The 16,784-nt window shown below is 41.8% G+C and carries 12 protein-coding genes; 4 read left to right on the forward strand and 8 right to left on the reverse strand.

Going from position 1 to position 16,784, the window contains the following annotated elements; genetic code table 11:
* Positions 1–89: 89 nt before the first annotated feature.
* From A8805_RS15610 to A8805_RS15650, 8 genes are all read right to left on the reverse strand, one after another.
* Positions 90–1,214: a substrate-binding domain-containing protein gene (locus A8805_RS15610; RefSeq protein WP_109712811.1), complete on the reverse strand. Its 1,125-nt coding sequence runs from the start codon at positions 1,212–1,214 to the stop codon at positions 90–92.
* A gap of 384 nt (positions 1,215–1,598) precedes the next feature.
* A complete protein-coding gene (locus tag A8805_RS15615; protein WP_109712813.1) occupies positions 1,599–6,404 on the reverse strand; it encodes a DUF7601 domain-containing protein in 4,806 nt (1,601 codons plus the stop codon).
* Positions 6,405–6,797: 393 nt separating this feature from the next.
* On the reverse strand, positions 6,798–8,288 hold the full coding sequence (locus tag A8805_RS15625; protein WP_109712818.1) for a glycoside hydrolase family 32 protein: 1,491 nt from the start codon (positions 8,286–8,288) through the stop codon (positions 6,798–6,800).
* A gap of 20 nt (positions 8,289–8,308) precedes the next feature.
* On the reverse strand, positions 8,309–9,409 hold the full coding sequence (locus tag A8805_RS15630; protein ID WP_109712820.1) for a glycoside hydrolase family 172 protein: 1,101 nt from the start codon (positions 9,407–9,409) through the stop codon (positions 8,309–8,311).
* A gap of 11 nt (positions 9,410–9,420) precedes the next feature.
* Positions 9,421–10,248 carry a carbohydrate ABC transporter permease gene (locus A8805_RS15635; RefSeq protein ID WP_109712822.1) on the reverse strand — a complete coding sequence of 276 codons (828 nt, stop codon included), beginning with the start codon at positions 10,246–10,248 and terminating at the stop codon, positions 9,421–9,423.
* Complete coding sequence (locus A8805_RS15640) at positions 10,245–11,174, reverse strand: carbohydrate ABC transporter permease (RefSeq protein WP_109712848.1); 930 nt, start codon at positions 11,172–11,174, stop codon at positions 10,245–10,247. The genes A8805_RS15635 and A8805_RS15640 overlap by 4 nt, the downstream gene beginning before the upstream one ends.
* Positions 11,175–11,249: 75 nt before the next feature.
* Positions 11,250–12,539 carry an ABC transporter substrate-binding protein gene (locus tag A8805_RS15645; protein ID WP_109712824.1) on the reverse strand — a complete coding sequence of 430 codons (1,290 nt, stop codon included), beginning with the start codon at positions 12,537–12,539 and terminating at the stop codon, positions 11,250–11,252.
* A 24-nt stretch (positions 12,540–12,563) separates the two neighbouring features.
* A complete protein-coding gene (locus tag A8805_RS15650; RefSeq protein WP_109712826.1) occupies positions 12,564–13,997 on the reverse strand; it encodes a glycoside hydrolase family 32 protein in 1,434 nt (477 codons plus the stop codon).
* Positions 13,998–14,273: 276 nt separating this feature from the next.
* Between A8805_RS15650 and A8805_RS15655 the strand changes: the two genes are divergently transcribed.
* The 4 genes from A8805_RS15655 to A8805_RS15670 form a co-directional block, all read left to right on the forward strand.
* Entirely contained in the window at positions 14,274–15,314 is a 1,041-nt protein-coding gene (locus A8805_RS15655) for a LacI family DNA-binding transcriptional regulator (protein WP_109712828.1), read from the forward strand.
* 137 nt (positions 15,315–15,451) lie between these two features.
* The gene (locus tag A8805_RS15660; RefSeq protein WP_109712830.1) at positions 15,452–15,817 is read left to right on the forward strand and encodes a PadR family transcriptional regulator; all 366 of its coding nucleotides are present in this window, start codon (positions 15,452–15,454) and stop codon (positions 15,815–15,817) included.
* Positions 15,786–16,436 (forward strand): hypothetical protein, encoded by a 651-nt coding sequence (locus A8805_RS15665; RefSeq protein ID WP_109712832.1) that lies wholly within the window; start codon positions 15,786–15,788, stop codon positions 16,434–16,436. Before A8805_RS15660 ends, A8805_RS15665 begins: the two co-directional genes overlap by 32 nt.
* 131 nt (positions 16,437–16,567) lie before the next feature.
* On the forward strand, positions 16,568–16,784 hold a 217-nt coding region (locus A8805_RS15670; protein ID WP_181392868.1), incomplete at its 3' end, for a transposase.

Below are 16,784 nucleotides of genomic sequence, written 5' to 3' on the forward strand. Positions count from 1 at the left end.
GCTCATGCGCCGAAGCGCGGCCGCTTTAGTGGCCAATTTCCTATCACATTAAAAAGTCCTCCTCGTTAAAGGAGGACCTCATAACCGTTTTAGAAACCAAATTCATAACGCTCGTCAACATTGTCCTTTGTTACAGCGATAGCTTCTGTCATTGTAACTTCGTCATAGCTATCCGGATCAGCGCCGTCTACCAGGATTTCTTTTGCAATATTCGTTGCTGTAATAGCTACCTGTACCGGAGAGTTTTCGCCTGTACAATAGTATTCACCTGACTTGCTTGTTGTTGTTCCGTTTATGTAATCATAAGCTTCTTTCGCACCGTCTGCTGCCGCTACATAATGGATGCCTGTCAGCCCTGCATCATCAGCTGCCTGCATTCCACCGAACAGCATCTGGTCGTTCTCACCAAACATTGTGTTCAGCTTATCTTTTGTCTTAACAACAAGGTCATTTGCATCGTTCAGAATATCATTCACAGTCCAGTTGCCCCAGCCTTGTCCGGCAATTGTAAACTTCGCTTCCTCATTTGTATAGGAACCTTTGCTCAGCAGCTCATCATCAGCTTCTTTTGTTAATTTCCAAGCCTCTTCCTCTGTGATTCCCAATCTTTGTTCCAGAATACCGCAGATAAGCCCCTGGCGTCTCTCTGTTCCAGCAACATTTCCTTTTTCTCCGGATAACATGATGCTGTAAATTTCTTCATCGCCCATAGACTCTGCAAACGATAATCCACACATACGTCCGTTCTGCTCATTGTTTGAGTATACTGTTGTTACACTATAGCTTCCGTCATTGACACCGGAGTCAATATTAATAACTGGAATTCCAGCGTCATATGCCGCCTTCTCATCAGCAATTACGTTGTCCGGATCAATACAGTCAACAAAAATCAAGTCATATTTCTGAGAGATAAATGTCTCAAAATTTTCAGACTGTTTTGCCACATCCATATCAGCATTCAGCACCACTACATCACTTGCCTTTTCTACCAGGCCTATTTCCGCACATTTTTCCTGAACAGCCTTAGTTAGTGTAACAAAGTAAGGACCATCCTGTGTCTTCATGGCAATACCGATTTTTAGCTTGCTGTCTGCATCTTTACTCTCCGCAGAATCAGAAGAACCTTCATCACTTCCTTTTTTTCCGCCGCAGCCAGCCAGCATTGCTGCTACCATTGCAGTACACAATAATACACTCAACAACTTTTTCTTCATAAAACCTTTCCTCCTTTATTCATTACGTTTTTATGATGCTATGTACTTATGTTATAATATTACTTTGTCTTTGTCAACAATTTTTTATCCTCTTGTCTCTTTTATTTTGTACAAAATAACGTTAACAAAATAACAATCCACTGTGTTTTTTGTCTATTTTATATGTTTTTGAATTTTTATTGTGCAGTTTTTATGTATTCGAAAAAACTTTCAAATATATAAAAAAGCCACCCCATAGTATTTTATGGATGGCTTATCCGCAAATCATTTTCACTCTTCGAATATGGAGATACATAAATTTGGAACAAGAATTCTTCCCGTAACAGATTAAACCGGCCCGAAGCCTGGATATTGCCGCTTCGGACCGGTTTTTAATTATTATTACTATTTGTCTCGATTTATTCTCTTGCGTTTGTACAAATTAATACCTGCAAGAAGAACAATTAGAGCTATGGAAATGGTTCCGAGTCCAAGTGCACCGATGTCAAGGGAATCGCCAGTTTTAGGGAAAATTCCTGATTTGCGTGTTGGTTTTTTCGTTGTCTCTTTTGTCGGCGTTTTTGGGTCCCCTTTCCCCGGGGTTGGAGTTGAACTGTCCTTCGTATTTGTAAAACGGGCAAATGTGGCAGACTCACTCACTGTAATCGTACCTGTACCACCCGTTACAGTAGTAGCGTAACCATCTTTGTTGGCTTCTGATTCAGTCACAGTGTATTCGGTTCCAATGGGCAGATCTCTAATGGTGATGCTTTGTCCATGAGCCAGTTTAATGGTATCGCCGCTAGCAATGGTTCCATCTGGTACACCAACTCCTGTGTAAGGATAGCTTTCTGTGTCTTCGTCACCATCAGGCGTAGTCAGGCTTACAGCGAAGGTGAATTTCTTGTTGGTTTCGCCGGCGTTACCTGCCACTGTCTTGCTGATATTTAAGGTGCCCAGATTTTTAGTGTTGGTGAATACCGCCGTTTGTGGTTCACCAATAGCGATTGTTCCTGTATCCCCTTCGGCAGACGTAATATAACCATCTTGATTGGCTTCTTGCTCAGTAACCGTAAAGCCTGTACCAGTAGGCAGATCCTGAATGGTAATGGCCTGTCCATGAGACAATTCAATGGTATCTCCACTGGAGATTGTACCATCTGCAATACCAGTGCCTATGTAAAGATAGGATGAGTTATCGTTTCCTCCACCGGGAAGGGTAAAGTTGACTTCAAAGGTAAATTCTTTCGTTGTATCACCAGCATTACCTTCCACTAATTTAAGTATGTTCAACTGGCCAATGTTCCTGGTATTGGTAAATTCAACAGTGGTGACTACATTTTCAGAAATGGTTCCAACTCTGCCCTCTCCAACGCTGATATATCCGTTCTGGTTGGCCTCCTGCTCGGTAATTGTATAGCCAGTGCCTTCCAGAAGATTAATTATTTCAATACTTTGTCCATCTTTTAATTTTACAGTTCCTCCGCTTGTGATGGTGCCGTCCGGAACACCGTTCCCATTGTAGGAATAGGTCCCATCGTCAGGCAAACCATTCGGCCTGGTAAGGTCTACAGTAAACGTAAACTCCTCGTCTGTATTGCCGGCATTGCCTGCTACAGTCTTGCTAAGAGTAAGTCCGCCCAAACTTTCAGTATCAAGGTAGTTCTTTACAATAAATGGATCATTACCGCTTGCTGGATTAATAAGTTTATCAATCGTAACATTACGGTCATCCCCTACCAGAACTTTATAAACAATCGGGTTGCTCTGGTATCCAGTGGGAGACTGTGTTTCTTCCAGGACATATTCACCAGGTGCGAGACCATAGAAAGCAATCTCTCCACTTGAATCGGTAGTCTTTTCTGCCCTCACAGCAGCTTTTGAACCGTCAGGATTCGTATTATACAGGGTAAACTTTGCACCTGAAAGCACTGTGGTCCCATCACTTGCTGTCTTTCGCAATAACACAAAGCCACTGCGGGACATGGATGCTCGCCCATGAGCTGCAAGAACCTCAAAGCCATCGCTGCTCTCGGTTCCGGTACCGGTTTTGTTAATTAATTTGACGCTATTGTCTACTCGTCCAGGTGCACCGGTAATATCTGTGATATATGTCAACCTGTATGCCTTGGTATTATCAGGGAACATAAAGGTGAGCTTGCGCTCAGCAGCATCATAGGTAACTCTGTTTTGTATTTCAGGCAGTGCCAGTTCGGCTCCTGGCGTGTAGGTACCATCTGCATTACGCACCAGTTCCCGGACATTGATATTTCTTGCAAATGCACTGTCTGTCCATATCAGCTGACCATGAGAATCAGTCCGCAGGTCAATGCCTGGAGGCAAGGTATCCTCAAGCCCGGTATCCACTGCTCTGTCCAGCGGTGTATAATCCACCGTCCACTCAGCAATACCTTCAGTAGCATTTATATTGAGTGTTTTCTTCAGCACTGTACTATTAACCTGGATATCCCGGGTCACCTGTTTCCCCGGCGTCCAGTTTGCCGAGTGAATGCTCAGAGTGTTTGTTTCGTTCCTTGTATTTGCCCCCACAAGATATTCCTCTAGCTTATCGTTTGTGGGTTTTGCCTTTACCAGAATCACATAAGGTTTATTAAGTCCGTTGAAGGTAAAGGTAGCAGTCTGCGGATCTCCCGTCGTGAAATTCGAGGTAAGTCCACCATCAATAGTGGATGGATTCAAGGCAGAGCCAGTAGTCTGCAGGGAGCCTTGACCTGGATAGCCTGAACCTGTATTCAACGTTCCACCTTCATAAATCAGAAAATCTTGTCCATCTTCAAACTTAGCAAACTCCCAGCCGGCAGGCAAGGTATCCGTGATAGTGACCGGACCAAAACCACCGGAAAGATTGGTTTCCACACTTGTAAAATCTATGCCCATCGCGTTAACGTTGAGCCTGAATATTGCTTCCTTATAACCGTAGTGGAATCCATCAGCAGCGTTGATAGTTCTGTTATTGGCATCGATGGCACTGGTTCCTGTTTCGTGGTCAACGCCCACCTGATTGCGGTGCAGCATTTCTTTCGAAAGAACCTGGTTGGGGAAATCTGCGTTAGCACTGGCCGCACCGAGACGCTTTGTTCCTGTATGCAAGGTGACAGTGTTATTTACTTTGGTTTGGTTTGATGTTGAACCATTCCCTGCCAAAATATCGGGATCTAACACCTGTGTCGTGAAATTGATAGTATTGACTGCACTATTACTTAAACCGGTCGTCTGAATCAGTGTGCCGATATGGTCGCCTCCATCATATAATTCAATGGGAGTCACAGTAAGGCCACTACTGCCAGTTGCTGTTCCTGAAACATATTTTTGACCGTTATTGCGGTGTACACCGGTACTGCCAATGGTAAGACCTGCCGGCCAGCCCGCAGCGCCCGTGATGACGCTGTCACTTGTGTTTTTATCATGGATAATCAAATCATAAACTGCAAGATCTGGTGCGGACTGTCCCTGCAAATCCACATTAATGGTCCAGGGAATCTGCTTTGTGGATGTATCCGCTGTTCCTGCACTTTTAGTAATGGTATTGTAACCGACACCCACACCGATTTCGCTTGTTGTACCGGTTCCAGGCGTGCCGCCATCACTTTCCCAGTTTACAGCAGCCCTGTTATTGTATCTCGTTATTCCTACCGAAATACCATCAGCCGGGTTTGGTACAATTGAAACAATTTTCAGTCGTCCGATTCCGTTGAAGTCACCTATTGTATATTCCCCATTAGCCGGGGCACCGCTCCATGTCGCAGCCGAATCTGTCCAGTTGACATCATTCGCCAAATCCGCGGGAGCCGCAGGCAAAGGCCCTGTATATGTTTGCCATACAGCCGAATCAACGGTCAAATCCGAATCCAGCGGGTCAACGATTTCCAAATCATTAAAGTTTCTTCCGCCGCTGTCCACATTCACATACCAGGTGATGGTACGGTCAGTAGGGTTGTAGCTGCCGGCAGAGCCTTCATTACCCGCCACGCCGGTTTTTGTAAATTTGGGCCCAGGAACAGTTACCGTCACTGTATTGGAAGGAAACTCCTGTGTATCTTTTGTCAGTTTTGCTGTATTAGCAACTGTTCCGCCATTGGTTAATACATCATCAGGTATTTTTGTTTTGAAGGTAATGGTCTGGGGACCTTGCACCCCAGAAGGGAATGTGTATTGCAATGCGGAATCGCCGTCTGCCCAGGATGGGGTAAAAGGACCTCCCCACGGTGAGATTGCAGCCGTTCCTCCGACATACGTTCCCCCGCCTGTCAATTCATCCACAAACTCATAGCCCCCCAAATCGATATGCTCACGGGGATCTTTGTCATTTAATGCATCTACCGTAACAGTCCATTCAATGGTCCCGTTTACTACATCAACTGTGCCAGAGGCTTTGGCAACCGACACCTCTATGGTATCACCGGGCACCAAAATCTTGAAGTCCTTTTCCAGAATACGGACAGTGTTAGTCCCGTCACCATTATCAATTGAGGTGCCATTGAACTTTAATGTCGCATCAAATTCAGCTAAAACATTCTGGAATGTCCCGTTAAAAACGGCATCATCTCCATCAAATTCTATGTAGGCTTCTGCATTACCGGTAACACTATTATTTTGCAGCGTGACATGGCCGACCAAACGGTTATCAGAATCCCTAAGGTCAATCCGCCCGCCTGGAACAGGATCAAATTTAAAATTCTCACTCAGGGGCAGCGTAACAGTGTCATTTTTTTCATAGTAATGAGTCCCCCCATCACCTGCTACAGGAACTCCGAAGGTAATCCTTACTTCAACGGGTACATCGTGTTTCAGGTTCCCATCAGTATCCATGCCGCTTCTTATTTCCGGCTGAGGGTTAATCAGGCTGGGGGTTCCAATGGACATGGGCCCGATACCGGATAAACCTGACCGCCCCGTATCTAATGTACCGCCATCTGGCGTGCTGCTGTCAGGCACACTACTCTCCGGTGTGCTGACGTCGGGTACAATACTGTCTGGTGTACCGCTCTCCGGCACGCTATTATCCGGCGTGTCAGATCCCCCTTGTTCTGGCGATTCACTCTCGCTTGAAGACGGTATTCCCGTACTTGATTCGGTCTGGTTTACGCTGGATTCACCTTCTGCATAAGAGGTAGTTGCAGCGAAAACGGGAGAAATGACCAGGGCGAGTGCTATTGCCAAAGAAATCACTTTTTTTCTGATTTTTTTCATTTTCCTCTCCTCCTCTTTCTTTGTGTTTTTGTATAATAAAAACATAGTAAATGTTAAGTTTTTATTACTATGTTTATTTGTCGAATGTAATTATATTTTTTTATGAGAGCAACCTATATCACCCTACTTGTTATAAATCTTCTTATCTATCGAAATATCTAAAAGATATAGAAATTAACTGTTAACTTTATATAATTGTTCTAATTATATATGTTTGTCCAAAAAACTGCTTGAATGTATAAGAAAATATCTTTTGAATATTTTCTCTGTTCAGAAAATACAAAGCCTATATTCTCCCCAAATAGGAAAATAAATACAATTTTCAGATTCATTCCACTCTGGTGCTCTAATGAAAGATGGGGATCTGGAGCATATAAAAAAATGCCCCTCAAGTCATTTCATGACTTTCAGGACATTCTCAATGTTCCACGTTTCCAATTTTTCTATGTATAGTTCGCCGTTCTCCGGCACGATATAATTATTCGTCTGTGTCTCATCCGAAAACACATTACACGTCATGTTGTTCTGATAATTATTGCTAAAAACTTCTATAGAACTTCGGTCTATAAAAATATGAATATCTAAGTACTGCTTGTTCTTTAAATTTATCTCACTTCTCGCAATCCCTGTACTCCATCCATCTGCACAGGTTCTGTCAAAACACATCTCTGCCTTCTGAAAATCAAAGAGAACCACCGCTTTCCTTGTATTATTCTCTCTAAGCTCCAGTTTGACCTTTCGGCTTGTTGTTTTTTCCAGATTTATCAGCATCTTGATTTCACAGCTGCAGCCTGTATTCTTAACTTGATATTTCCCTTCACCAATAAGCAGATTATTTTCTGTCCCAGGGTCTGAGCGTAATTGCTCAAGTTCATGGATTGGCTTAAAACTCAATGTATTATCTTCTAATAATATCACTTCCCGGGGCAATGCAAAAAAACCAGACCATCCTTCTCGATACATCGGTCCCCAGTCCTTCCAGTGCGGCATCCATTCCCAGCCATTTGCCCATCCGGTGATGATTCTTCTGCCATCAGGAGCCAAAAAGGATTGCGGGGCGTAGTAATCCAGTCCCCAATCAATTTCTCCTGAAATATTGTAAAAGAACTTTCCCGTCCGATAGTCAAAATCACCCACCAGGTATACACACTTTCTTTCCTGAGCTCCCATGGGTGAAAACATCAGGACATATTTATCACCCAGAGGGTAAAAATCCGGGCATTCCCACATATACCCCCATTCGCCCCGGCTTTCTGCCAGAACATTAAAGTATTCCCAATGAATCATATCCTTTGATTTATACAGCAGCGCCTGCCCTTTATCCTCCTTTTTTGTACCGCAGACCATATAAAAGGTATCTCTATGGCACCACACCTTCGGGTCCCGGAAGAAGTCTTTTGGTACGCCTTCCGGAGCGGCAATGACCGGGTTGCCTTCATATTTTTCAAAGTTAATTCCATCTTCACTCCAGGCAATGCACTGACACTGCTCAAGTCCGTCTCCGTTGTTTGTAACTCCTGTATACATAAGATACAGCTTCTCATTATATTCAATTGCACTTCCGGAAAAACATCCTCCAAGGTAATGGTCATCGTATGCTTCACTGGGTGCTAATGCAGGGGGCAGGTGTTTCCAGCGAAGCATGTCTGAGCTAACCGCATGTCCCCAATGCACACTTCCCCAAAATCCTGCGTATGGGTAAAATTGATAAAAATAGTGATACTGTCCTTTATAATAAACAAGTCCATTTGGGTCATTCAGCCATCCTGTCTGAGGCATAAAATGAAAATCCTGCCGCATTCTTCCGTTTTTAACAGCACTCTCTTTAGCCTCTATTTCCACTTGTGCCTTTTCTATATTTTCTTTCATTATTGTTTTAGACATGATCATCTCCACTGCTATATTTATCTTGGCCGCCTTTTTTTACTCTCCGGCAGCTCACCATATTTCTTATGGGGCTCACTTTGATACCAGTATGCAGCACTGGATATATCATCCTGCCGCTCAAATAAGCCGCCATGATAAGAACCTATCTGCTGTGAGGTTACCTTTAAGTTTTCCTGAAAGAAGATGGGGTCCTCTAAGTGCCAGCGGTATAACCCTCTCATAGGGGGCACGTCATCATTGTGGTAAGGGCTGGTTACATATTTATCACTCTTTGAATAAAAGGGATATCCCAGATATGCACTGTTGAAAGTTGTTTCCTGCATTCTGCCGCTATCGAAATTTGCAAAGCTCCATGAGCCTCCAAAATAATCTTCTAAGCCTGTACTGCTGATTGTGGGATACTCCCGGTCACCGTCAATGTAAAACTTCACCTCGCCCTCCCCCCACCAGTACCGCTCCAGAGAAGATATTGCATAATAGGTCCCTATATAATATCCTTTTCCCTCAATCGTGCCAGCAATTTCATAGTCCACACCATATTCCGTATAGGGATTTCTGTTCCACCTTGCATGAAAATACTTTGTCTCATTGGGCAGATCATCATACAGGCAGTAATCTATCTGATAGAAAAATTCCGAAATTGTGTTTTCATGCTGGTTTTCCAAGGTGATTTTAGCTCTTTTTTGAAATGGCATTTTAAAATAGGAGTTAAACCCTCTTTGGGGCAGCACTACGATTGGCAATGAATTTACCATACACTCTTCCCCAAAACCACAGCAGAAAAAATCCCCTAACGGAACCTCCACAGAGGGTTCCGCCTCCTCATCCCAGTACATTCTGAGAACCAGGTCACGCAGAACATACCGGTTTGCCGGAGTTGTCTGATTTGTTACAGTCATCCAGATGTGAGTGATAACTCCTGCACCTTCCACATCAGCCAAGGTCACAGTCTCACCACTTTTTATATCCTTCAAACATGGGCTGCCTTTTCTTCCCTTTCCCAATACACTGGAAGACATTGCCCCCTTCCCTTTCGCCCCTGTAGGGTTTTCTGCATTTATCGCCCTGCTTGCCCCTTCCGTTAAAAAGGGAAGCCCGCTCAATCCTCCCAACAACATACGTACACCTTTTATCCTTTCGTCGCTCCCATAGTCATACCGGATGTCACCCACTTATTTAATGCAAAATATATAATCATGGGCGGCAAAATTGAAATTGTAATCGCTGCAAATGTTGAGCCCCAGTCGATATTTCCAAAGGCTCCCACATAATCCTTCAGCCCCATTGCTACTGTTTTTGCCTTGGAATCACTGATAAATGTATTTGCAAAAATAAAGTCATTCCAAATCAAAATACTGTACATGGAAGCTATTGTTATCACCGTATTTCTCGCCAGCGGAAATACAATTTTTACAAAAATACCGTAAGGTGTGCATCCATCCATAACAGCCGCCTCAATCAATTCATTTGGCACAAAGCTATAAAAACTTACAAACATCATGACAGATAACGGTAATGCAAATCCAACCTGGGGCAATACCATTGACATACTCGTGTTTAATACACCAGTTTTACTATAAAAGATAAAAAGCGGAATCAGCGTTATCTGTACAGGTACCATAATTCCAAATGTAAAAAAGCTATAGACCGCCTTATTAAATCTCATCTTAAACTTTGATAAAGCAAAGCCCGCCGTAGCGCTAAGAAATACTATAAGTATCAGAGATATTGCCGTCACCTTAAAGCTGTTCCACATATAGCCCAGTATTTTTCCGTCAGACCATACTTTCGCAAAATTCTGGAAAGTAAGGCTGGTTGGCAGAGAAAATGGTTTTGTTGCCAGCTCGGCGGATGGACGTACACTTGATATAAACAGCCACAAAACCGGGTAAACCTGTATAAAAAGAAATGCAAGTATGACTATGGCAAAAATTACTTTTAGAGTTTTCTTTTTCATTTTCCATTTCTCCTTTGCTTTCTTTGTACTTTCTCCATCTGTTTTATTTCACGGTCTTCCCTTGTAGTAAATGCTTTTCGTAAAAGATAAACAACAATAATACTTTCAATAATAATAAATACAGCCAGCGCACTTCCATATCCGTACTGGTTGCTTGAAAACGCCTTCTTATACATGTATGTGGACATCATTTCACTTGCATTTCCGGGCCCGCCTGCCGTCAGCAGGAACGGTATATCAAATCCCCTTAATGCTCCCGTTAAGCACATGGTTAAAGTAAGAAGCAAAATTTCTTTGATCAGTGGTATTTTTATTTTGAAAAGAATCTGAAGCTCTGAGGCACCGTCGATTTTTGCAGCTTCGTAAACGGACGGGTCTAAAGATACCAGCGCTGCATAAAAGATTACCATGTACATTCCGATAAAGCGCCATCCTTCCGGTACCGAAACTGCAGCCAAAACAGTTTTTACATTGGCAAGCCAGGAAGTTGCCGCATGTTCTAATCCTACCCCTGCCAGAAACTGATTCAGAAGCCCCAGTGGTTCTGTGGAATAAATACTGCGGAACAATTGGGCAATAGCAACTGTTGTAACAATACAAGGTATATAGTATAAGGTTTTCACCAAAGTTACTCTTTTTTTCATGTAGGTAAGCAGTATGGCAAACAGCAAACCTACGGAAAGCTGTATTACGACTACAATTACCAGATAAACAAGGTTATTTATAAGCGCTGTGTAAAAGACTTTATCTTTAAACATAGCAGCATAGTTTTCCAAACCAACAAATTTAGGTGCGCCAATACCGTTCCATTTCATAAAACTTAACCGGATTGATTCTTCAATCGGGTAAAAAACCGCAAAAATGTAGAATATTAACGCCGGCAGCAAAAAAACTGCATAGGCTTTTTTATTTTGAATGATACCCATATTTATATCCATTCCTTTCGCATCTTACGCCTTCATAAATCTCCAGGAAGATGACTTCTCCCTGGAGATTTAGAATTAATCTTTCTTATTTGCTGCGATAGAGTCATCTACCAGCTTCACAAACTCATCTGCACTCATGTCTCCGCTGGCAAGCAGGAGCATATTATCCTGCATGATTGTATTTGTGTCCGCATCAAGATACGTATCCCAGGGTTTCAGGAAATGTTCCCCGGTGCCTTCCATGTCCTCTCTGATTCTCAGGTATAAATCTGAAAATTCTACATCTTCAGGAAGTTCTGTTTTAATTGGTGACATCTGCTGTTTTTCAGCAAAGAGTTTTGCATAATTATCGATGATGTACAATGCAAAGTCTTTTGTCTTTTCATCAAACGTTTCAGCATTGAACGCCATTCCTATTCCAGAATTTACACAGAATTCATTCGCACCTGTTTTTGCACCTTCCACTGCAGGCAGATAGAAATAGTCAATTTTGCCCTGGTCATATAAATCCTGCATTGCAGCAATTTCCCAGTCGCCAATATAGTACATTGCTGATTTCCCTTCCAGGAACATATTCTGTGCCGTTGCATAGTCTGTAGCTGCAAACCCGTCATTGAAATACTGGCCCATATCCTTTAAGAAGTTCACTGCTTTCATTCCTGTTTCGCTTCCCATAGATTCCTTGCCGTCTCTCAAATCAATGATGTAATCATTCCCCGCATCTCTAAATGGCATCATTGCCAGATATCTCTGTACAGGCCAGCGGTCAATTCCATCCACAGAAATCGGTGTAACTCCATTTTCTTTCAGAACCTTGCAGACCTGTAACCACTCATCCATAGTTTTTGGTGCGCTCAGGTTATACTTCTCAAATATCTCTTTGTTATACCATGTCATTTCAACGTGATATTCCAGGGGCAGTGTATACATTGATCCGTCGGTAAATTCCTGATATTTCAGCGCGATAGGATAAAATTTATCATATCTGTCATTATCTTCAAGAAATTGCTTTACATCTACGAGCATTCCTGCATCTACCAGTTCCTGGCAATAAGGATCTGCATCAATGTCGATAATATCCGGCATATTTCCTCCTGCAATCAAGGTCTTGAGTTTTTGCAGATAGGATGGCCTGTCCGCCGTGGTTTCAATCTCAATTTCCCACTTTCCGCCCTTTTCCTTACTATATTCATCTGCTATCTGGCGCATGGTCTGGTCTATCGCACCGTCTACAGGTCTTGATGTAAACCAGGTGACTTTCGTCACATCGCCGTCTTTACTCTCTTCTTTGTTGGAACCACATCCAACGAGCAGGGATGTAAGCATAACACCTGCTAATACTAGACTTAAAACTCTTCTCTTCATAATTCCTTCCCTTCCTTGGCTTCCTTACTCCTTAACAGCCAAACTGCTTACTTTCACTTTTCCCTGTACCACATAAATCCCCAGCTTTCCACCCTTGTGGTCATACATTCTGGTGGAAAGGGCTGCTTGATTATTAATGTACAATACGCAAATATCATTTTCCCTAACAAGTAAGATATCAAACTTAGTTGTCTTTGGAAGTATGCGCTGGGTTTCTATCTGATATGGCATGTCACCGGCAATCTGCCACTGATAATGACCTTTGTTTGTACGCGGCCACATATCCCATGCCACAAGGTTATTATGTGGATTCATCCTTAAAAAATAACCTTTTTCCATCCCTTCATCGGTATGAAGGGCAATTCCAAACTCTGTTCCCTCCATTACTTCAAAGGTACATTCCACTGAAAACCTGTCCGCCGGTGAATCATAAAGTACCGCCCCTAATGTCTCACTCTCTAACACCTGCTCTTTAAATTTACCATTATAGGTTACAGGGCTGCCTATTGGACAATCCTTTTTATAGAAATTTTTCATTCCGTCTACAGGTGTCACATATAATTCAGGAGAATTGTCCTTCTGCCTGATTTCATGGAACACCATTGTTCCGCCCCAGTCCCACGGTCCAAAATCTGTCTCACCCTTTTTAGTTGCAATCCAGCCAAAAGCAAATCTCCGTTCACCGTCTGATGCCGTTTTAATAGCATAATTTGCTCTGGTATCAAAAACATCATCCTCAGGTATAATCCACGGCCCTTTCAGGCTTTTTGAATAGCGGAAATGAGTGGTAAACCGGTCTGAAAAGGTAGAAAATACAAGATACCAATAATCTCCCATCTTAAACACTTCAGGACACTCCATTGTAATGTACATTTCCGGATAGTAAAATGGCTCTGCATATTCCCAGTTCATCAAATCTTTTGATTTAGAAAGAGATACACATCCTCCTCTTAACTCTCCGCCGTCTTTTATCCTTGAGGCAAGAAGCATATAATAACATTCTTCCTCCTCATTCCAGAACACATAGGGATCTCTCCAGTCAAATTCCTCGTATACACTGCCGTCAGAGTTATATATGAAATCCGGCACTGTTTCAAGATGGTTCAAATCACTGCCAACTGCCTGCATAACTGCCTGTACACTTTTACCGTTTACCTTGTAATCCTCGTTATATGCTGTGTAAAAAGCATGATATACATTATCCTTATCTTTAATTATGGACCCTGTATAAATATTCTTATTAGGCTCATTGTCCCCGCCACGCTTAATTGCTTCACCTTCATAATTAACGTTTATAAAATCCTTCGTAGTTGCCAGATGCCACGTTGTATCTTCCGCATATTGGTCTTTATAGATTCTAGGATCATGCAAGTAAAATGCATAATATGTTCCATTATCGTAATATGGAATCAAATCTCCTACCCATGCACTCTCTGGTCTGTAAAACAAGTTTTTCATTTCTTACCTCTTTCGTGCATCATGCGCCAAATGCACTATTTAATTATAAAAAAGCACTGCTTATTTACATATATAATATCATCTAAAAAATGCTTATAGCAATAGATTTCAACCACATTTTAAATATTCTGCACAAATATACATCTTTGAATTATCGTTTTTGTACAAAAGATATAGATTCAAACTGCAAATTCGTGCATTTCGTGCATTGGAAATTTTCACGCTTTACTTTATCGCTATTTATGATACAATATTTACATACGGAGGATCGCAATCATGAAATGCACAATAAAAGAAATCGCAGACGCCTTACAGCTATCACGTAATACAGTATCAAAAGCACTCAAGGGAAGTTCAGAAGTGTCTATATCTACACAGCAGCGCGTTTTTCAAAAGGCACAGGAAATGAATTATTTTAATGGACACGAAAAACAAAATATTGGTTTAGAAATCCCCTCATCAAGTAAAGGGTCAATTTTATTTTTAACTAAGACACTGGCAAATGACTCTGAATTCTGGGGCAAGGTATTGAAAGGAATTGAGAAAATCCTGTCTTCATCGAACTACCGTTTAATTATAGCCACAATGTCTGACAGCGATTTAAAAAAATTACAGTTTCCTGCTGCATTGAATGACCCCTCAATAAAAGGAATCATCATTGTTGAAATCTGTTACAAGTCGGTTTGTAAAGCACTTCTTCATTACAACCTCCCCATTGTAACCGTAGACATGCCAAAAGATTATTATAGTTTATTAGGAAAATTCGATATTGTTACAATGGAAAACCGGAAGAATATCTACCGGATAACAGAGAAATTGATTCAGAAAGGGTTAAAACGTTTTGCTTTTGTTGGAGACTTGTATTCAGGGAATGTGGGATATGGATTCTTAGAGAGATATGAAGCATTAGAGTTATGTCTTAAGAATCATGGGCTTCAATTAGACAAGACCTGCTCCTTCTTACATGAAACCGATGAAGATTATAGAAATTTTGAAACAGTTTTAGAGATGATGAAGTCCCTCTCTTCCCTCCCGGATGTTTTTGTATGCGGGAATGACTGGACCGCCATCCAGATTATGTATGCTTTACAGTTTTTAGGCTATAAAATCCCCAGGGATGTTAATATTATCGGCTTTGACAACATCCCCGCATCAGAGCGCATCGTGCCTGCTCTCACAACTATAAATACACCAAAAGAGTACTTGGGAAGAGCTGCGGCAAGGCAGATTATTGAACGGATTGAATACCCTGATTCACCCTGCACCTTTTCTCAATATGCAACCGAGCTTATTGAGAGGGATTCCACGCTGGATTAAAATAGTGAGATTTTCAAGCCGGTGCACCAAAAGGTGCATCGGCTTTTTTGTTGAAAAAGCTGCTTGACATAACATCTACCTTGCAATACAATATAGAATAACCCTTGCATTACAAGATAGTGATAGGAGGAAAAAGTATGATTCCCTCACAAATGTTAAAAGGAACGCTGGAGGGTTGTATCTTAGCCATCATAAGCAAACAAGAGACCTACGGATATGGTATTGTCGAGCAATTAGCGGAATATGGATTCGGAAAAATAGCAGAAGGAACAATATATCCGTTATTACTGCGGCTGGAGAAAAACAAAATGATTACGGCAAGATACAAACAATCCGAGATCGGTCCCAAGAGAAAATATTATTCTTTAACTTCTTTAGGAATGGAAGAACTACAGAACTTTACAGTTAACTATATTAAGTTATCGCAGGCGGTATCGAATTTATTAGATGATATGAAAGGGGGTGCTGTGGATGAGCAAAAAGGTAAAGATTCTTTTAAGTAAAAACAATCAGTTAGAAAAACAAATTAGCCTGGATAGTAAACTTGTAATGACAGACATTGTAGTTTATCTTCGAGGTGCCAATATCAGTGAATACCAGCAAGAGGTTATCCGGCAGGACATTTTGCAGATGGTCATAGATGGAGAGCAAAGAGGCACTGAAATAAAAGATGTTATCGGGGAAGACTATCAGTCTTTTTGTGACCAAATCATAAATGAAGTGCCTAAATTGAACAAGGGGCAACGATGCTTATACGCAGTGAGAGATGGGTGTCTGTACTTCGGAATTTTAATCGCCATTTGGGCGGGATTCGGAGCTGTAGAAATGTTGAAAAATAATTCGCTGTATATTTGGGTAACAGCAGGTGATATTATCAGCATTTGTATGTGTATTCTGGCAGCAATGGTGATTGTTGGTATAATTACAAAGAAATCATTTGACGAAACCTTTGTTAAGGGAAAACAAATGCATGCGCTTTTCATAGGAGCGTTATCGATTTGCATTATTACAGCGGTGCTTTTTACACAGAGAGTTTTTGAAGTACATGTAGTAATCTTAGGTGCGGTCCTTTTGATATTAGCTGCGTTATATAAGATTATGGATGGAAGATTGGCGGGATAAATCGGCTTTGAAATTACTCTTAACGAGGGAGTGTAAGATAGAGTGTGTAAGTTCAAAATGAACTTCACACTCTGTTTTTTTGTCAGGATATGTTAAACTAAACAACAGAGAAAAGGAAGGATAGAACTACTATGGCAAGAAGAAAACGTGACCCTAAAAAAGATGCACTGGTACAGGCAATACTGAATCAGTACCAACCGGAAAACGTCGGAGACATGCAGGATGCTTTGAAAGATATCTTCGGCCCTATGTTTGAATCAATGCTTCAGGGAGAAATGAAAGATCATCTGGGTTATGAGAGTAATGACCGACAGGAAAAGGAGGGGACAAACCGCAGAAATGGATATT

It is taken from the genome of Faecalicatena contorta, from assembly GCF_003149105.1.
In the GTDB taxonomy this organism is placed as follows: Bacteria; Bacillota; Clostridia; order Lachnospirales; family Lachnospiraceae; genus Muricomes; species Muricomes contortus_C.